This window comes from Paenibacillus zeisoli (assembly GCF_003994465.1).
Taxonomy (GTDB): domain Bacteria; phylum Bacillota; class Bacilli; order Paenibacillales; family Paenibacillaceae; genus Fontibacillus; species Fontibacillus zeisoli.
This window is the reverse complement of record NZ_RZNX01000004.1, coordinates 1-18,174: the sequence shown is the minus strand read 5'-3', so window position 1 is coordinate 18,174 and position 18,174 is coordinate 1. Positions and strand designations below refer to the sequence as shown.

Sequence of the window (18,174 nt, the reverse complement as noted above, 5' to 3'; positions counted from 1 at the left end):
AACTAAAGACTGCGTGATTGATTCTCTTCACAACAAGCGTTAGCCATGCTCCATACGTACATTTCTTTAGTTCAATCCATGCAACACATTTCAACAACATGTATGAAGACTTTATTTGTAAGTACGTCCGATTTCCAATATGCGGCAATATTTCTCGGGAAATATCGAAAACGATAAAAGCGTCGATTCCTTGTCACGTCTGCTATCATTGTTCTTGCTGAATATACATTTTGGACAAAATCCATAACAGCGGACTTACGATCTCGACAGGAATCAGGTCAAAATCACTTTTCGGCCATCCAGCCTTACACGACCCTCAGCAAGCAAACGAACAACCTGCGGATACATTTCCTTTTCGACAGCGTGAATTCGCTCTTCAAGCGATTCGATACTCTCGCCTTCACGAATGTCAACGGTTCGCTGGGCAATTACAGCCCCAGTATCCATACCGCCATCCACAAAATGGACTGTTGCACCGGTAACCTTCACGCCGTAATCATAAGCCTGCCCGATCGCGTTCACCCCGGGAAAAGCAGGGAGCAGTGAAGGATGAATGTTAATCATTCGTCCTTCATAGGGCTCGACAAGCACCGCGGTAAGCAGACGCATATAACCGGCAAGTACGATGAGGTCAATGCTTCGCTTCTCCAGTTCAGCAGCAATCTCGCGCTCGTATTCTTCCCGGCTCGCATATTGTTTGGGCTGGAACAGGAACTGCTCGACACCTGCCTGTTCTGCCCGTTTCACCACCGGAGCTTGAGGCTTATCGCAGACGAGCAGTGCGATCTCCGCACCGCCCAGTTCTCCGCGACCCGCTGCATCTACCAGGGACTGAAAGTTCGTCCCTTGGCCCGAAGCAAACACTGCTATACGGTAGGAACTCATTACACTTCAGCCCCTGTGAAAGTAACGACCTGCTCACCCTCGGTAACTTTTCCGATGATATAAGGGGTTTCTCCTTGCTCTTGAAGCACCTTAACCGCTTGTTCAGCCTGGTCTGCACTGACTACGATTACCAGACCGATACCCATGTTAAATGTGGTGAACATGTCGCGATTACTTACACTGCCCTTCTCTTGGAGAAGGTTAAAGATCGGCAGAATCGGCCATGACCCGTACTCGATATCGACATTTACGCCTTCTGGGAGCACCCGTGGGATATTCTCGATAAAGCCGCCGCCCGTAATATGAGCCATGCCTTTGACTTCAACCTGCTTAATCAGTTCAAGAGCCGGCTTCACATACAGCTTGGTTGGCTCAAGCAGCACATCTCCAAGCACAGCTCCATCCAGTTCAGTAAGCTTGTCCTGCAAGCTGTATCCGGCCTGCTCAAGCAGCACTTTACGTACAAGGGAGAAGCCGTTGCTGTGCACACCGCTGGACGCAAGACCAATCACAGTGTCTCCAGCCTGAATGGATCTTCCGTTAATAATTTTGCTTTTATCGACAACACCTACGGTGAACCCGGCGATGTCATATTCCCCTTCACTGTACATGCCCGGCATTTCTGCCGTCTCGCCGCCGATAAGTGCGCACCCTGACTGGGCACAGCCTTCAGCAATACCAGCTACAATAGCTTCAATCTTGGCAGGAATGACTTTGTCGCATGCCAGATAATCGAGGAAAAAGAGCGGCTCCGCACCCTGAACAATGATATCGTTCACACACATCGCTACGGCATCAATGCCGATCGTATCATGCTTGTCCATCGCAAAAGCAAGCTTAAGCTTGGTTCCCACTCCATCGGTACCGGATACCAGCACGGGCTCCTCATATTTATCCTTGTTCAGACCGAACAAGGCGCCGAAGCCTCCAAGGTCCGTCATGACTTCCGGACGGAAAGTCCGCTTGACGTGTTTCTTCATCCGTTCTACTGCTTCATTGCCTGCCGCGATATCGACGCCGGCGCTTTTGTATGCTTCAGACACGTAAGGACACGCTCCTTATGGTTTATTGAGGTCCTGAATAGAACCACTTGCTGTATTATTAATGTCGCTCATGTTAATAGTTAAGAGGGTGAAGTATTAACGCGGAAAAAGCCTTAAGCCCTGCTGCGCGGACGGATCACTGCCAAACTTTAAAGCTTATGCTCGCTCCGCAGACGGATCACTGCCAAACTTTAAAGCTTAGCTCGCTCCGCACACGGATCATCCTTACGATCGCTGTTGCCTCCAAATTNATCACTGCCAAACTTTAAAGCTTAGCTCGCTCCGCACACGGATCATCCTTACGATCGCTGTTGCCTCCAAATTTCTCGATTTGAACCGCGTATAGCGGTAGAAAACCGGAGGCAAAGGCGAACGCTGACGCTTCTTCAGGACGATTCCGTCCTCTCCGCTGGGGAGTTTGCAGGGTGACACACTCCAGACCATAAAGCTTAAGCACGCTCCGCACACGGTTAACTGCAAACCTTTAAAGCTTAGCCCGCTCCGCAGACGGATCATCCTTACGATCGCTGTTGCCTTCAGATCTCTCGATTTGAACCGCGTATAGCGGTAGAAATCCGAAGGCAAAGGCGAACGCTGCGCTTCTTCAGAACGATTCCGTCCTCTCCGCTGGGGAGTTTGCAGGGTGACACACTCCAGACCATAAAGCTTAAGCACGCTCCGCACACGGTTAACTGCAAACCTTTAAAGCTTAGCCCGCTCCGCAGACGGATCATCCTTACGATCGCTGTTGCCTTCAGATCTCTCGATTTGAACCGCGTATAGCGGTAGAAATCCGAAGGCAAAGGCGAACGCTGCGCTTCTTCAGAACGATTCCGTCCTCTCCGCTGGGGAGTTCTTGGGAGTTACGTAAGTTAGCCTCTGTCGAATGAACCGTCCTACGCATCAGCGTCATAACAGCTGCATTTTAACTGCGCTGCTTCAAGATGAACCCTGCAATAACTGAAATCTTCTTGGACAGGACGGCATTCGCCGTCCATGTCTTTTAGCAACTGCACCCAAACTGTTCTTCCCCGTTGAAATCCGTACGGGTCGGGTAGTCATTATCGAAGCAGGCCATGCACAGGCCGCCTTTATAATCATTCACGTTGTTGCCGGCCACGGCTTCAATCAGGCCTTCCGGGCTGATGAATTCAAGCGAGTCGGCGTTGATCTCCTTGCGGATCTCTTCGATCGACTTCGATGAAGCAATCAGCTCGCGGCTGTCCGGGGTATCAATCCCGTAGAAGCACGGGTTCTTGAACGGTGGTGAAGTAATCCGCACATGCACCTCGGTTGCTCCTGCTTCACGAAGCAGGTTGACGATCCGGCGGGATGTAGTCCCGCGAACGATGGAGTCATCGATCATGACTACTCTCATGCCTTCAACCACACGGCGCACGGCGCTAAGCTTCATCTTCACACCCTGCTCGCGCAGCTCCTGGCTCGGTTGGATGAACGTGCGGCCGGTGTATTTATTCTTAATGAGCCCAAGCTCATAAGGAATACCCGTCTGCTCCGCATAACCGATCGCCGCAGAGATACTCGAATCCGGTACGCCGGTAACAACGTCCGCATCCACGAAGGATTCCTGGGCCATACGACGACCCATTCTTTTGCGGGAAGAGTGCAGGTTAGAGCCATTCAGTTCACTATCGGGTCTCGCAAAATAAATATATTCCATCGCGCAAAGTGCCTTGCGCTGCGGTTCTGCAAAACGATCCTCATGCAGTCCATTCTTGTCCAGCACGAGCATTTCCCCAGGCTCGATATCGCGGATGATCTCCGCGCCGATCGTCTCAAATGCGCAAGTCTCGGAGGAGAACAAGTAGGCATCCCCTAGACGCGCCATGGAGATCGGACGCAGCCCATTCGGATCGGAAGCGACAAGCATCCGATCATTGGTCATTAGCAGGAAGGCATATCCGCCGACGATCTGCTGAAGCGCATCTTTGGCCGCTTCGACAAAGTCTTTGGATGAACGTGCGATCAGATGCGCGATAACCTCAGTGTCGCTGGTCGTCTGAAAGATCGACCCGCTCTGTTCCAGCTCACGGCGGATCTTCGGTGCATTGACGATATTGCCGTTCGTCGCCACAGCCAAGTCCCCATCGCGGTATTTGAATACCAGCGGCTGCGCATTCGTCAGCTTACTGTCCCCGCTGGTGGAATACCGGACGTGTCCGATTGAACGGTCACCGATTAGTGAAGCCAGGCGGTCCTTATCGAATACTTCCTTGACCAGACCCATACCGCGGTGATAGTTGAAGTCACCGCCATTCGTTACACAGAGTCCGGCACTTTCCTCTCCGCGGTGCTGGAGCGCGTGAAGCCCGTAATAAGACATGCTTGCGGCATCCGGATGTCCGAAGACCCCGAACACGCCGCATTCCTCTTTTAACTTATCAAAGATTCCATCCCGTCCCGAACCCTCGTTAAAATAGTCTCCTGTCCATAACCCTTGCGGTATTACTTCATCAGACATGGAATAGCTTCCTCCCAGACCTGCTTCAAGCCCTCCACTGGTTTGTTCAAGGCCGAAGCGCGGTTGATGTCAATTACAAGACTTGTTCCTTCCACACGGCCGATCACGTTAACAGGAACACTACGTTCCGATATCAATTTCTCAAGCTCAGCTGCCTTCTCAGGTGTTGCCGACAGCAGAATACGAGACTGTGATTCACTGAACAGGGCCACATCGTGACGAAGCTCAGTATCTATATTCACTTGGGCACCGATTCCGCCGCTAATGCAGGATTCTGCAAGAGCTACGGCAAGGCCGCCCTCAGACAAGTCATGCGCAGACTGAACAAGTCCTTGTTGAATCGCGGCAAGAACCGTATCCAGCAAGGCACGCTCCACATTCAGATCCAGTTCAGGCGGACGCCCTTCAGTCACACCATGCACAGCACTTTGGAACTCACTTCCGCCGAGCTCAGCCTTGGTGTTGCCCAGAAGAAGAATCACATCTCCTTCTTTCTTGAATCCTTGTGTTGTGATGTGATCCACATCATGTACGAGACCTACCATACCTACGACAGGAGTCGGGTAAATGGCACCTTTGGCATTCTCGTTATACAAGCTGACGTTACCCCCGATAACCGGCGCATCCAGCACGCGGCAGGCTTCAGCCATACCGTCGACTGCTTTTTCCATCTGCCAGAAAATATCCGGCTTCTCCGGGCTTCCGAAGTTCAGGTTGTCCGTAATCGCCAGCGGCTCAGCGCCGGAACATACGATATTACGTGCTGCCTCACTTACAGCGATCCGTCCGCCAACTTCCGGATCCAGATATACATAACGTCCGTTACAGTCCGTTGTCATCGCAAGACCTTTACGCGTACCGCGAATCGTAACGACGGCCGCATCAGATCCCGGACGTACAGCAGTGCTTGTCCGAACCATATAGTCATACTGCTCATAGATCCATGCTTTGCTGGCTACAGTTGGGGAAGCAAGAACCGTTTCAAGTGCTCCACCAAGATCTGTAACTTCAGGGTAACGCAGGGTATCTACTTTCGCATTCTCTTCATAATAAGCTGGAACTGCAGATGGCTTGTCATAGATCGGGCACTCATCCACGAGCGCAGTTACCGGCATATCGCCAACCACTTCGCCGTGATGGAACAGTTTCAGACGTCCGTCGTCCGTCACCTTACCGACTTTGGCACAGATTACACCCCAGCGGTCAAAAATCTCTTGAGCCTGCGCTTCATCCTTCGGCTCTACCACAAACAGCATCCGCTCCTGGGATTCAGACAGCATCATCTCGTAAGGCGTCATGCCTTCTTCGCGCTGTGGTACCTGATCCAGATATAGTTCAAGACCATTTCCGGCTTTACTTGCCATTTCCGCACTGGAGCATGTAAGACCTGCTGCACCCATGTCCTGAATACCAAGTACGATACCGGAATCAATCAGTTCCAGACAGGATTCCATAACGAGCTTCTCCATGAATGGATCGCCAACCTGTACGGCTGTACGCTTCGCTTCGGACTCTTCGGTAAGCTCCTCGGATGCAAATGTCGCCCCGTGGATTCCGTCACGTCCTGTCGGAGGACCTACGTAGAATACCGGGTTACCTACACCCTTGGCTACACCGCGCTGGATTTTGTCATGGTCGATCAGACCGACACACATCGCGTTAACCAGCGGATTGCCATCATAACTGTCGTCGAACATTACTTCGCCGCCGACGGTTGGAATTCCGATACAGTTACCGTATCCCGCAATACCGGATACTACATGCTCGAACAAATATTTTACACGGTCACTCTCAAGCTTACCGAACCGCAGTGAATTCAGTACAGCCACAGGTCTTGCACCCATGGAGAAAATATCACGGATAATCCCGCCAACGCCTGTTGCTGCACCTTGGTACGGCTCAACGGCAGATGGGTGATTGTGGCTTTCAATCTTAAATACAACGGCTTGATTGTCGCCGATATCCACAATCCCTGCGCCTTCACCCGGTCCCATCAGAACGCGTGGGCCAGTTACCGGGAAGCGGCGAAGCAGCGGCTTGGAATTCTTGTAGGCACAGTGCTCGGACCACATTACGCTGAACACGCCAATTTCCGTATAATTCGGTTTACGGCCGAGAAAACCGCAGATCAGCTCATACTCGCTGTCGGATACACCCATTTGTTTGTAAATTTGCTGTTCGGCGATTTGCTCCGCCGTCGGTTCTTTAGCGGACAACTGCTGCGTCATGTCGATCCCTCCATGCCTTCAAAATGGATGTAAACATTCTTTTGCCATCTTCTGATCCAAGCAGACTATCCACCGCACGCTCAGGGTGAGGCATCATACCTACCACGTTGCCCTGCTCGTTGGAAATACCTGCAATATCATTCAGCGACCCGTTCGGGTTGCTTGCATATGTGAAAATAATCTGATTATTCGCCTTCAACTTGGCCATCGTCTCTTCGTCACAGTAGTAATTGCCCTCACCGTGTGCAATCGGAACGACAATCTCTTCACCTTTGGCATAATCACTTGTAAAAGGAGTCTCGTTGTTCTCCACGCGAAGCACAGCATCATGACAGAGGAACTTAAGCGACATATTCCGGCGCAGCGTGCCTGGCAGCAGTCCAGCTTCGGTAAGAATCTGGAATCCATTGCAGATTCCCAAAATGTACTTGCCCTGCTCAGCAGCCTTGGCTACTTCAGCCATGACCGGAGCAAATCTTGAAATCGCGCCGCAGCGCAGGTAGTCCCCATAGGAGAACCCGCCCGGAACTAGGATGCAATCATAGGCCGACAGATCGGTTGCTGTATGCCATACATAATCAACAGGTTCACCAAGCGTATCTTCTACTGCCTTGTAGCAGTCAATATCACAGTTGGAGCCCGGAAATACCAGTACTGCGAATCTCATGTTGGTTAGCCCTCCAATTCAAAACGGTATTCTTCCACGACAGTGTTCGCCAATAGCTTCTCGCACATAGCCGCCACCCGTTTCTCTGCTTCTGCACGATCGTCCGTGTTCAGCTCGATTTCGATATATTTTCCGATGCGCAGACTTTCTACCTCTTGAAAACCTACAGAATGCAGTGCGCCTTGAACGGCTACACCTTGTGGATCGAGTACGCTTTGCTTGATGGTAACATAGACGATTGCTTTCACTTGATTCCCTCCGGAAGGGTATTTCCAAGGGCTCTGCCCTATGGGTACCCGAAAATTTTAATAAAACCAGAAGCTTTTGTTCAAAGGGCTGCGCCCTCTGGACTCCTCTACTTTCTACCCTCCCAAACCCTCCCTAGAAGGGAGGGCCCCAAGGGCTAAGCTTATGCTTTCGAGGTAGTTTTCCTTTGGAAAACTTTCACCTCTGGACACCCTGAAACTTGGTGGGGACTGCTGCTTGGCTGTTCCTGTGCTGCTATGGTGAAGGAGCCGCTTGCCGTCCCTTTCGGGATCCGCTTTACGTTTGGTGCTCCTGCAATAAACCTTTTTCTTCTTACCCTCAGCCCTGCCGGACATACCGCTCTCCGGCAGGAACTCGCTTGCTTCGTAGGGCTGCTACATAATATCCACTTGAATAAGTCACATAGGGGTGGAGTAACGTAGGGGAAGCTTGGAACTGTAGGAGCGCCAGCGACCGCCTTTGTCTCCGGATTTCTACCGCTAAGAGCGGTATAGATCAAGAAATCTGGAGACAACAGCGGCCGGAAGTCCAAGCATTCCCCGTAGTTACGACCTGACCCCTATGTTAAAAAATTGCAAGTGCATTTTATGGCCCCTAAGAAGCCCGATTAATCCGTGAGACGGTGATAAATGTTTTGGTAGCGGCGAGTCGTCTCCTCCACCACATGCGCAGGAAGGGGTGCGGGCTGGCTGTTCTTGTCCCAATCCGTGCCGGCCAGGTAAGAGCGGACAGGCTCTTTATCCATGCTGTCGATTTCGATGTCGAGAGCGTAATTCTCCTTGGCCCAGAAGCGGGAAGCGTCCGGGGTGAAGATCTCATCAATCAGGATGAGCTCCCCGTCGATCAGACCGAACTCCAGCTTGCAGTCCGCCAGAATGATGTCGCGCTCAGCGCAGTAGTCTCTGGCGAAGGCATACAGCTCAAGGCTCTTAGCTTTCAGCAGTTCGGCCAATTCAGCACCCACCAGCTCCTGCATACGCTCGAAGGAAATATCCTCATCGTGGCCCACATCATTCTTGGCAGCCGGAGTGAAGATCGGTTCCGGCAGCTTGTCATTCTTGCGGAGTCCCTCCGGCAGTGTAATGCCGTTGATAGCACCGCTCTGCTCGTACTGACGCCATCCGCCGCCGGTGATATATCCGCGAACCACACACTCGATGTCAATGCGTTCCGCTTTGAGAGTCACCATAATTCGGTTCTTGAGCAGCTCCTTGTTCTTAATGACCGAGCCAAGCTTCTCCACATCTGTGTGTACCACATGATTCTGGATCAACTCGTTCGTTAGCTTGAACCAGTAAGCGCTCAGCTGATTGAGTACATTTCCTTTTTCCGGAACCGGCGGTTCCAGCACGTAGTCGAACGCTGAGATGCGGTCGGTAACTACGATGAGATAATGTTCTCCCAAATCATACAGCTCGCGAACTTTTCCTTTGTAGAGCAGCGGTGCATCAACATAATCCACTGCCGTGGACACAGCCTGTGATGACATTTTGCCGTCCTCCTCTTCCCCTGATCGTTGATTAGTCTATAAGTCTAAGCTTTTTGAAAATTGTATCCACATGCTTCAAATGCCATGACGGGTTAAAAGCATCCTCAATCTCTTCCTTGCTCAGCACCGCCGTAATCTCAGGTGTCTCTTCGATAATGTCGCGGAATTGACGCTGTGTCTCCCAAGCCAGCATTGCGCGAGGCTGTACGGTATCATATGCCTCTTCACGGCTGAACCCTTTGTCGATCAGCTTGGTCAATACGCGGCCGGAGAAAGGAACCCCGAACGTACGGCCCATGTTGCGCTTCATGTTCTCAGGGAACACCGTCAAATTCTTGATGATGTTGCCGAGACGATTCAGCATGTAGTTCAGCAGCATCGTAGCATCTGGGAGAATTACGCGCTCCGCACCGGAGTGTGAAATGTCACGTTCATGCCACAGTGTCACGTTCTCATAGGCCGTGATCATATGTCCGCGAATGACGCGGGACAAGCCGGAGATGTTCTCGCAGCCGATCGGGTTGCGTTTATGCGGCATGGCTGAGGAACCTTTTTGACCTTTAGCAAAAGCTTCCTCTACCTCACGGAACTCACTCTTCTGCAGGGCGCGAATTTCAGTTGCGAATTTATCCAGCGATGTTGCTACCAGCGCAAGTGTGGCCATATATTCAGCGTGACGGTCACGCTGCAGCGTTTGTGTCGAGATTGGCGCAGCAGAGGTACCGAGCTTATCGCAGACGAACTGCTCAACAAACGGGTCAATGTTGGCATAAGTGCCGACAGCTCCGGAGATTTTACCGAACTGTACATTATCTGCCGCATGACGGAAACGCTCCAGATTCCGCTTCATTTCCTCATACCACAGTGCCATCTTAAGTCCGAAAGTCGTAGGCTCTGCATGAACCCCGTGCGTACGTCCCATCATCGGTGTGTCCTTGTAAGCTACGGCTTTATCTTTCAGAATCGCAATGAAATTAATAATGTCCTTCTCGAGAATCTCATTAGCCTGCTTCAGCAGATATCCAAGTGCGGTATCTACAACATCCGTGGATGTCAGCCCGTAATGCACCCATTTCCGCTCTTGCCCCAGGCTCTCGGACACTGCACGTGTGAAGGCAATCACATCATGGCGTGTCTCCTGCTCAATTTCATAGATCCGATCAATGTCAAAAGAAGCATTTTGACGAAGCAGCGCTACGTCTTCCTTTGGGATTACACCGAGCTCTGCCCAAGCCTCGGCTGCACAAATTTCAACTTCGAGCCAAGCCTTGAATTTATTCTCTTCCGTCCAAATGGCTCTCATCTCAGGTCTGCTGTAACGTTCGATCATGATTGTTGATTCCTCCAAATTTTGGTTTGCTGTATAAAATTCATACCTTCTTGCACATTATCGCATAAGAGGTTGATATGTCCCATCTTCCGTTTGGCTGCTGATCCGCTTTTTCCGTACAAATGCACCTTCGGAGCCACGTCCGGGGCGGAATCTTGATCGTTCCCCTCTATCCAAGTCCCGCTCACCAATCCCTGGACGACCGCCTCCATATGCTCACCCAGCACATTGACCATAACTACCGGGCTCAGCAGGGATGTATCGCCCAGCGGCAAATTACAAATTGCTCTTACATGCTGCTCGAACTGTGAAGTCTTGCAGGCTTCCATCGTATAGTGACCTGAATTGTGCGGTCTAGGCGCAAGCTCATTCACGAAGAGCTCTCCGCTTTCTGTGAGGAATAGCTCGACTGCAAGCAATCCAACCGCTTCAAGCGATTCTGCAATCCTGGCGGCTAGGCGCTCTGCCTCCTCCTGGATACTGTCATCGATCCGGGCCGGAACGATGGAGGCGTGCAGAATGTTATCCACATGAATATTTTCTGCAACCGGGAATGTTTTAATTTCCCCACGCGGACTCCGGGCAGCCACCACAGATAACTCTTTGTCAAAACGAATGAATTTCTCAAGCACCAGTTCCGTACCGGCCTTACTTAATGTCTCGTAAGCCTCTGTGATCTCCTCAGCTGAGCGAATCACCCACTGCCCCTTGCCGTCGTATCCGCCTGTAGCCGTCTTCAGTACAGAAGGAATACCCAAGCACTCAACCGCTTCTCTCAGTTCTTCCACACTTCGGATCTCCCGATAAGGAGCTACTGGAACTCCAGCTGCTTCAATCGCTTGCTTCTCCCTGATCCGGTGCTGGGTTGTGTATAACAAGCGGCTTCCCTGGGGTACATAAGATAAATCCTCAAGCAGTGCTGCAACCTCTGAATCCACATTCTCAAATTCATAAGTGATGACATCCGAACGGGATGCCAGTTCTCTTGCCGCAACCTTATCACTATAGGAGGCTGTTATCTGATCGGTTACCTGTCCGCAGGGCGAGTCCGGCGTCGGCTCCAGGGTCACGAAGCGGTATCCCAAATTCGTTCCCGCCAGCGCCATCATCCGCCCAAGCTGTCCACCCCCGAGAATTCCGATTGTGGAACCTGGTGCAATCACCTTGATTTCGCTCATTATTCGTTCTCTCCCAAATGACTGCCGCTTTCCAGCACCTCTTCGCGGATACGGTCTCTTCGCTCCTGCACCCGGCTGGCTACTTCGGGATCAAAGGCACCAAGAATCTGTGCAGCGAGAAGGCCCGCATTGATTGCTCCAGCTTTGCCAATAGCTACCGTAGCCACTGGAATCCCGCCCGGCATCTGCACAATGGACAGTAGCGAGTCGAGTCCATTCAGGGCTGCCGACTTAACGGGAACGCCGATGACCGGCAGTATCGTCTTCGCGGCCACCATGCCCGGAAGATGGGCTGCTCCGCCAGCTCCCGCAATGATGACCTTCACCCCGCGGGACGCGGCGCTCTCTGCGAATTCAAACATCAAATCCGGCGTACGGTGAGCGGATATCACTTTTTTCTCAAAGGGAACTCCTAGCTCGTCCAACACTACACATGCATGGGACATCGTCTCCCAGTCTGACTTACTGCCCATAATTACAGACACCTGCGCTGTCATATTTCAACCCGCTTTCTTAAGTAATATATAGAATGAAACGTTGATCTACATTTAAGCAAAAATCCGGCTATCCGCGAAAATACAAGTATTTTCTCTGGATACCGGACCACTGGGGGCTACGTTACAGGAACAGCTTCCATCCTGTGGTATATGCAATACCCACAAAACAAAAGAAGGTCTTTTGTACCGACCTTTCCCAATCACGTCCCTCGTAGTCCGAAAATTTACGGTTTTCAGGTAGAAACTTCCGGGCCCTATTCCCGGCGATATACGAGATTTATATGCGCTACAAGCGCCTTCTTCTCTCCTAGTGTAACAACCCTCACATGGCGCTGTCAACCTAAACACGAACAATAAAAACAAGCAAAAACCGAACGTTCGTCTTTTTCAAGGTTGTGATGCATTCTTATCGGGACTTCTTCTTTCTACCTATAAAAAAAAAGAGAATGCTGTCCCCAGCACTCTCTCCTAATTTATTTAACAACCAACACCGGAATTCTTGCATGCTGCACTACATTATGACTGACACTGCCGAGCACGAATTCACGAATACCGCCAATCCCGCGGCTGCCGATCACGATCGCATCGTACCCCTGCTTGGCTGCATACTCCAAAATCACCTCGGCAGCGGCCCCCTGAGCCAATTCTACCCTGCCATTATGGATGCCAGCCTCGGTTAGGCGATTTCTCGCCTCATCTGATGTCTTCTCAGCCAGCTGATAGAACTCCAAATTGACCGTATCAGGAACAGGAGCAAAACCCTCCGCAATATAGAATCGCGGAAAATCATACACGTGCAGCACCACAAGCTCAGAATCTGTGGATAACTGCGCCAGCTCAATCGCTTTGTCCAGAGCTTTATTAGAAGATTTAGATCCATCATACGCAACAAGAATTTTGTTGAACAGCATAATAAGAACACCTCGCCTCTGAATTGTATGTACTCCAAATAAGAACTAAATAACCCAATTCGTTCATTTCCGAAACTGATCTGAATCCCATGAGCAGGTCTGCTCACTACCTGAGAAAGTATCCGTACAGAATAGCATTGAGAAACAACAACGCCGGAATTCCTACGATAAAGCTGATGTGCTTCGTCTTATGCCTGCATCTGTACATGGCGATCAGTACACCCAATGCTCCCCCGATAAAAGCTAACAAGAACAGTGTACGTTCAGGTATCCTTTCCTGCCTTCGCCTTGCCTTCTTCTTGTCCTCGGACATCACAAAGTAACCTATCAAATTAATAATTACAAACCATAGTCCTATCGCTAATCCCATGCCGCCCACAGTCCCCCAATCTGACGCGCAGCCATCAGCGCTGTATCTTCTTCTATTATAGAACTTATCCCCATTTAAAAACAAACGACATAGCTCATATCCCTCACCGGTATCATAGGATCATAAAAAGCCCCCTTTAAGGGAGCTTTGCTTTTGACTTTGCTTTGCTTTAATTTACTTTACTTCACTTTGCTTCTACTTCTTCTACTTCTGCTCTTCTCTTCCACTCTACTTCTGCTTTTAACTTCTTCTGCTCTGCTCTTCCACCGTGCTTCTGCTCTTCTATTCTACTCCGCTTTTGCTTCTGCCTCTGCTTCTTCTGGTTCCGCTTATCTTCTCATATTACAATTGCTATTACTAACGCCTATCACATACGAGTTCAAGCTCACTTCTCAAATTCATGTGATAACTGTTTCTTTCCCATCACTCACAAAAATAACCTTTCGGCCATTTCTCGTCCCGCTACGCTTACTGTTTCGGGATCCCATTCAAGCTGGGCACACGTTCTTCCTGTTTTTTCAAATGCGTTGTTGTAGGTTCTTCAAGAATACTTGAGTTATTTTTCTGATTATTGATTTTACGCGATTTATGCTTTGGCATTCTAAGCACCTCCACCCTTAATGTGCCTGTGGTGAGGCCGTTTTATGCGGATGGCAAGACGAGATCACGCTAAATAAATTCTAAGAAAAGCTAGTTCATTCCATTTATTTATCCGCCTTTTGTTCCAGTGCAGCCTTCAACAGCTCTCCCAGATTTGAGCCCAGTGACTCCTGCTTGGCGTACTGCTTAACCAGCTTTTGAGTCTCGCGCTTATTCACATGCTTGCTGTCTTTGTTCATCGTCTCGGTGATCCCGCAAGCCAGACACTGCACGAATAGACCGGCCTTGCCTTCTTTCATTTCCATCTTCTTATGGCATTGCGGACAGCGCCGGTTAGACAGCCGCTTCTCTCCGGAACGCTTATATCCACAGTCGTCACTAGGACATACCAGCATCAGCCCCCGCTTACTCTTCTTCTCGAGCAGACGCGTGCCGCAGTCCGGACAGTGACTGCTGGATACGTTGTGCGGCTTATAAGAGGCTCCGCTTGCCTTGACTTCATGCACCAACCGCTCAGCCATCTCCCGAATTCCTTTGAGAAAAGGTTCCGGTTGACCTTGTCCCTTGGCGATTCGCTCCAGCTCACTTTCCCACTTCGCGGTCAGATCGGGGGTCCGAAGGTCTGCCGATACCAGCTCTATGAGCTGTTTGCCCTTCCCTGTTGGGTGCAGGGCATTACCCTGGCGGTCAATCGTATCGGAGTTCACCAGCTTCTCAATAATATCCGCGCGGGTGGCTGGCGTACCCAGGCCGTGCTTCTCCATTTGGGATAAAAGCGCAGCTTCGGTATAGCGCTTGGGAGGAAGCGTGCGACCATTTTGAATCACGCAGCGTTTCACTTCGACACTCTGGCCCACATGAAGTTCTGGCAGTACCTTCTCAGCTTCATCCGTATCGTGATCCTCATCCGAATCCGTCTCATCAAATCCCTGTTCATCATAGACAGCGTGCCACCCGTTATCCTTAATTGTCGTGCCTTTCGCATACAGCAGCTCATTGTCGACCTCAACCACCACATTCACATGGTCATATTTTGCAGCCGGATAGAAAAGACTTATAAATCTTCTAACAATCAGGTCATACAGCTTCCGCTCTTCTGCAGTCAGTGCATTAAGAATCACCGTCTGTTCAGTGGGGATAATGGCGTGGTGATCGGTGACCTTGCTGTCATCTACGATACGCTTGCTCAGTGGCAGTGGCTTACGAAGCAACGGCCTGGCTATAGCCGCATATGGCCCAACGGCCACACTTTCCAGACGCTCCTTAAGCGTATCTGTCATATCGGATGTCAAATACCTTGAATCGGTACGCGGATAGGTCACTAACTTGTGCTGTTCATACAGGCGCTGAAGCACATTCGAAGTCTGTTTGGCCGAGAAGCCATATCTTCGGTTGGCATCCCTCTGTAATTCAGTCAGGTCGTACGCTAGTGGATGCGGCACAACCTTCTCGCTTTTTGTTAACTTTGTGATGCTACCAGTGCGTCCTTCAAGCTTACTCTTCAATCGGTTCGTCTTCTCTTCATCAAAAATTCTGGAGTCACCCCCCGGCGCCCTCCACATCGCTTCGAAAGACCCCAGATCACAGCGCAGCTGCCCATAGGTCTCCGAGCGAAAATTCAGAATCTCAGTCTCACGGTGCATAATCATTCCGAGTGTAGGTGTCTGAACCCGTCCAGCTGACAGCTGGGCATTAAATTTCACGGTCAATGCCCGCGTCACATTAAGACCAACCATCCAGTCAGCTTCAGCACGGCAGCGTGCAGACTGGTACAGACGATCGAACTGGCTGCCTGGCCTAAGCGAAGCAAAACCTTCCTTAATCGCCTTATCCGTCTGCGAAGATATCCACAGCCGCTTGAACGGCTTGTTCCACTTCACCATATCCATAATCCATCTTGCCAATAATTCGCCTTCACGGGCAGCATCAGTCGCAACGATAAGCTCTCCGATATCCGATCGCTTCATCAAGTGCTGAACAGCTTTGAATTGATGATTCGTCTCGCGGAGAACCTTCAGCTTCATAGGCTGCGGGAGAATCGGCAGGTCTTCCAAATTCCAGGTTTGAAATTTATGATCATAGTCCTCTGGCTCTGCGAGACCCACCAAATGGCCAAGCGCCCAGGTTACTACGTATTTAGGTCCCTCAAAATGGCTCTTATGTTTCTCACGGCTTCCCATCACCCGGGCGATTTCCCTTGCTACAGATGGTTTCTCAGCCAATACAAGAATTTTCATAGTAAATTAGTGCTCCCCTTTCTGCTAAGTTCTATTATAACACTGCACACCGGGGCCATGAACAGAGTACGCCAGACGTGTTGGCGACTAAGAATCCTCGAACAGGAAAGTTTAAATATCATAAATCGAAATAATAAATCAGAATATAGTACCAGGTACTAGTATCATGTGCTATAATTCATTTAGATTAAATTAAGGAGTGATACAATGAATACTTCTGCAGCTCGTATATCCGCAATTGGCTCCTATGTGCCCGAACGTATTTTGACGAATGAAGACTTGGAAAAGCTGGTTGATACCAACGATGAATGGATTGTACAGCGCACCGGAATTCGTGAACGCAGGATTGCTGCGGAGGAAGAATTCACCTCCCATTTATGTATTCGTGCTGTCCTAGACCTGGCAGCTTCTTATAAAGGAACCCTGGAAGATGTTGAAATGGTAATCGTAGCTACCACAACTCCTGACTACCCCTATCCAAGTGTAGCTTGTCTTGTACAGAACCATTTGGGATTAACCAGTGCCGGAGCTCTGGACATCAATGCTACCTGTGCAGGATTTGCTTACGGCCTCCACCTTGCTAATGGTCTTATTACAGCGGGACTCCACCGGAAGATCCTCGTTATTGCTGGGGAGACCATGTCTAAGGTCACCAATTATGCGGACCGTAATACCTGTATTCTTTTTGGAGATGGTGCTGGTGCAGCTCTTGTGGAATACGATGCTGAGAACCCAAGCTTTGAGGGTGCTGTTCTTGGAAGTGAAGGATCCGGAGGAAAGCATGTGTACCGCTCTGGCCTCGCTGCCTCTATAGAAGGAATACCACTAGAAGGGGAAGGCAAGATCTATCAAAATGGCCGCGAAGTGTACAAATGGGCTGTACGTACGGTGCCCGAAGGTATCTCCCGCTTGCTGGAGGCTTCTGACGTTGGGATTGATGGGGTTGACTGGTTCGTACCTCACAGTGCTAACCTTAAGATGATTGAATCTATTTGTGAGAAGACGAGCATACCTGTTCAGAAGACGCTAACCAGTGCAGAATACTATGGGAATACATCCAGTGCCACAATTCCGCTCTCGCTTCAACTTGCACAGCGCAATGGAACACTTAAGTATGGTGACCGTTTAATTATATTCGGCTTCGGGGCAGGACTTACTTATGCAGGACTGCTGTTAAAATGGGGCGTACAGGATTAACTACGGTTCACTAATAAGAACCTAAAATGCATGAGGGATTAAAAGAATAATTAAATAATTAGAGAAGTCACCTGCCAAAGCAAAAGGCGGATGACTTCTTTTTTTTCATGCATCAAATCTTGATTTCTTGGGTATTAATAAAAGCAGTGTTGAGTTTGGCCGCTAATTTAGTGAAGGCATACTCAAATATTTCAATGCATGAATTTGCTTGATTGGCTGCATTCACTTTATTGTTGATTACTTACTAACATCTCTGGTTTGGTTGTACATTTTAAGCAAGCTGGCAACAATTTTTCGTAAATAAATAACTTAGGGTGTTTAAACCGAGCCAGAGCGGTTAATAGTAATCAACAACAACAAACAATCAATATTAAGGAGTTGACAAGCATGGGATTCTTATGGTCATTGATTATTGGTGGTATCATCGGTTGGTTGGCAGGTCTGATTATGGGCAGAGACATTCCAGGCGGTGTAATTGGTAACATTATCGCTGGTTTCATTGGTGCATGGCTCGGTTCGTTGATCCTTGGTAACTGGGGACCTGAAATCGGTGACTTCTACATCATTCCAGCGTTGATTGGTGCTGTAGTCTTGGTATTTATCGTGAGCCTGCTGCTTCGTTCGTTTGGTCGCAGCCGTTCTTAATTGATAATTAACCTTTAGAAAAACGCCTGAGTAGAACTCGGGCGTTTTTCTTTGTTTATATCTTAATAATCTGTGGATTTCTCTTCATGCAAGGATAGCAAGTTATTCAGTTACTCACAAGAACAGACCCTTTTTGTTGATAATTGAC

General features: G+C 49.8%; 17 protein-coding genes and 1 riboswitch. Of the genes, 2 read left to right on the top strand and 15 right to left on the bottom strand.

Features of this window, described 5'->3' with window-relative positions:
* Positions 1-273: 273 nt before the first annotated feature.
* The 15 genes from purN to EJP77_RS11445 form a co-directional block, all read right to left on the bottom strand.
* Positions 274-885, bottom strand: a complete 612-nt coding sequence (purN, locus tag EJP77_RS11515; protein ID WP_127199394.1) for a phosphoribosylglycinamide formyltransferase — start codon at positions 883-885, stop codon at positions 274-276.
* The gene (gene purM / locus EJP77_RS11510) at positions 885-1,928 is read right to left on the bottom strand and encodes a phosphoribosylformylglycinamidine cyclo-ligase (protein WP_127199393.1); all 1,044 of its coding nucleotides are present in this window, start codon (positions 1,926-1,928) and stop codon (positions 885-887) included. The genes purN and purM overlap by 1 nt, the downstream gene beginning before the upstream one ends.
* Before the next feature lie 252 nt (positions 1,929-2,180).
* Positions 2,181-2,612 carry a hypothetical protein gene (locus EJP77_RS11505; protein WP_127199392.1) on the bottom strand — a complete coding sequence of 144 codons (432 nt, stop codon included), beginning with the start codon at positions 2,610-2,612 and terminating at the stop codon, positions 2,181-2,183.
* Positions 2,613-2,931: 319 nt separating this feature from the next.
* Positions 2,932-4,410, bottom strand: coding sequence for an amidophosphoribosyltransferase (purF, locus tag EJP77_RS11500; RefSeq protein ID WP_127199391.1), 1,479 nt, complete (start codon positions 4,408-4,410; stop codon positions 2,932-2,934).
* Positions 4,395-6,638, bottom strand: coding sequence for a phosphoribosylformylglycinamidine synthase subunit PurL (gene purL, locus EJP77_RS11495; RefSeq protein WP_127199390.1), 2,244 nt, complete (start codon positions 6,636-6,638; stop codon positions 4,395-4,397). The genes purF and purL overlap by 16 nt, the downstream gene beginning before the upstream one ends.
* Positions 6,616-7,305 (bottom strand): phosphoribosylformylglycinamidine synthase subunit PurQ, encoded by a 690-nt coding sequence (gene purQ, locus EJP77_RS11490; RefSeq protein ID WP_127199389.1) that lies wholly within the window; start codon positions 7,303-7,305, stop codon positions 6,616-6,618. The genes purL and purQ overlap by 23 nt, the downstream gene beginning before the upstream one ends.
* Positions 7,306-7,310: 5 nt before the next feature.
* On the bottom strand, positions 7,311-7,553 hold the full coding sequence (gene purS / locus EJP77_RS11485) for a phosphoribosylformylglycinamidine synthase subunit PurS (protein ID WP_127199388.1): 243 nt from the start codon (positions 7,551-7,553) through the stop codon (positions 7,311-7,313).
* Between the two features lie 626 nt (positions 7,554-8,179).
* The gene (locus EJP77_RS11475; RefSeq protein ID WP_127199387.1) at positions 8,180-9,061 is read right to left on the bottom strand and encodes a phosphoribosylaminoimidazolesuccinocarboxamide synthase; all 882 of its coding nucleotides are present in this window, start codon (positions 9,059-9,061) and stop codon (positions 8,180-8,182) included.
* A 31-nt stretch (positions 9,062-9,092) separates the two neighbouring features.
* Positions 9,093-10,391, bottom strand: a complete 1,299-nt coding sequence (purB, locus tag EJP77_RS11470) for an adenylosuccinate lyase (protein ID WP_127199386.1) — start codon at positions 10,389-10,391, stop codon at positions 9,093-9,095.
* Positions 10,388-11,569: a 5-(carboxyamino)imidazole ribonucleotide synthase gene (gene purK / locus EJP77_RS11465; RefSeq protein WP_127199385.1), complete on the bottom strand. Its 1,182-nt coding sequence runs from the start codon at positions 11,567-11,569 to the stop codon at positions 10,388-10,390. The genes purB and purK overlap by 4 nt, the downstream gene beginning before the upstream one ends.
* On the bottom strand, positions 11,569-12,066 hold the full coding sequence (gene purE, locus EJP77_RS11460; protein ID WP_127199384.1) for a 5-(carboxyamino)imidazole ribonucleotide mutase: 498 nt from the start codon (positions 12,064-12,066) through the stop codon (positions 11,569-11,571). The genes purK and purE overlap by 1 nt, the downstream gene beginning before the upstream one ends.
* A 192-nt stretch (positions 12,067-12,258) precedes the next feature.
* A riboswitch (purine riboswitch) is annotated at positions 12,259-12,360 on the bottom strand.
* 179 nt (positions 12,361-12,539) lie between these two features.
* On the bottom strand, positions 12,540-12,977 hold the full coding sequence (locus EJP77_RS11455; protein WP_127199383.1) for a universal stress protein: 438 nt from the start codon (positions 12,975-12,977) through the stop codon (positions 12,540-12,542).
* Between the two features lie 106 nt (positions 12,978-13,083).
* The gene (locus EJP77_RS11450) at positions 13,084-13,347 is read right to left on the bottom strand and encodes a DUF1294 domain-containing protein (protein WP_127199382.1); all 264 of its coding nucleotides are present in this window, start codon (positions 13,345-13,347) and stop codon (positions 13,084-13,086) included.
* A 468-nt stretch (positions 13,348-13,815) separates the two neighbouring features.
* The gene (locus EJP77_RS20995) at positions 13,816-13,947 is read right to left on the bottom strand and encodes a hypothetical protein (protein WP_281278491.1); all 132 of its coding nucleotides are present in this window, start codon (positions 13,945-13,947) and stop codon (positions 13,816-13,818) included.
* A 104-nt stretch (positions 13,948-14,051) separates the two neighbouring features.
* Positions 14,052-16,184 carry a DNA topoisomerase III gene (locus tag EJP77_RS11445; RefSeq protein WP_127199381.1) on the bottom strand — a complete coding sequence of 711 codons (2,133 nt, stop codon included), beginning with the start codon at positions 16,182-16,184 and terminating at the stop codon, positions 14,052-14,054.
* A gap of 207 nt (positions 16,185-16,391) precedes the next feature.
* Between EJP77_RS11445 and EJP77_RS11440 the strand changes: the two genes are divergently transcribed.
* Complete coding sequence (locus EJP77_RS11440; RefSeq protein WP_127199380.1) at positions 16,392-17,381, top strand: ketoacyl-ACP synthase III; 990 nt, start codon at positions 16,392-16,394, stop codon at positions 17,379-17,381.
* Between the two features lie 387 nt (positions 17,382-17,768).
* Complete coding sequence (locus EJP77_RS11435) at positions 17,769-18,026, top strand: GlsB/YeaQ/YmgE family stress response membrane protein (protein WP_127199379.1); 258 nt, start codon at positions 17,769-17,771, stop codon at positions 18,024-18,026.
* The last annotated feature ends 148 nt before the right edge of the window (positions 18,027-18,174 follow it).

Coding starts and splice junctions, on each gene's coding strand:
- purN (WP_127199394.1), bottom strand. CDS start 885: ATGAGTTCCTACCGTATAGCAGTGTTTGCTTCGGGCCAAGGGACGAAC.
- purF (WP_127199391.1), bottom strand. CDS start 4,410: ATGTCTGATGAAGTAATACCGCAAGGGTTATGGACAGGAGACTATTTT.
- purL (WP_127199390.1), bottom strand. CDS start 6,638: ATGACGCAGCAGTTGTCCGCTAAAGAACCGACGGCGGAGCAAATCGCC.
- purQ (WP_127199389.1), bottom strand. CDS start 7,305: ATGAGATTCGCAGTACTGGTATTTCCGGGCTCCAACTGTGATATTGAC.
- EJP77_RS11475 (WP_127199387.1), bottom strand. CDS start 9,061: ATGTCATCACAGGCTGTGTCCACGGCAGTGGATTATGTTGATGCACCG.
- purB (WP_127199386.1), bottom strand. CDS start 10,391: ATGATCGAACGTTACAGCAGACCTGAGATGAGAGCCATTTGGACGGAA.
- purK (WP_127199385.1), bottom strand. CDS start 11,569: ATGAGCGAAATCAAGGTGATTGCACCAGGTTCCACAATCGGAATTCTC.
- purE (WP_127199384.1), bottom strand. CDS start 12,066: ATGACAGCGCAGGTGTCTGTAATTATGGGCAGTAAGTCAGACTGGGAG.
- EJP77_RS11455 (WP_127199383.1), bottom strand. CDS start 12,977: ATGCTGTTCAACAAAATTCTTGTTGCGTATGATGGATCTAAATCTTCT.
- EJP77_RS11450 (WP_127199382.1), bottom strand. CDS start 13,347: ATGGGATTAGCGATAGGACTATGGTTTGTAATTATTAATTTGATAGGT.
- EJP77_RS20995 (WP_281278491.1), bottom strand. CDS start 13,947: ATGCCAAAGCATAAATCGCGTAAAATCAATAATCAGAAAAATAACTCA.
- EJP77_RS11445 (WP_127199381.1), bottom strand. CDS start 16,184: ATGAAAATTCTTGTATTGGCTGAGAAACCATCTGTAGCAAGGGAAATC.
- EJP77_RS11440 (WP_127199380.1), top strand. CDS start 16,392: ATGAATACTTCTGCAGCTCGTATATCCGCAATTGGCTCCTATGTGCCC.
- EJP77_RS11435 (WP_127199379.1), top strand. CDS start 17,769: ATGGGATTCTTATGGTCATTGATTATTGGTGGTATCATCGGTTGGTTG.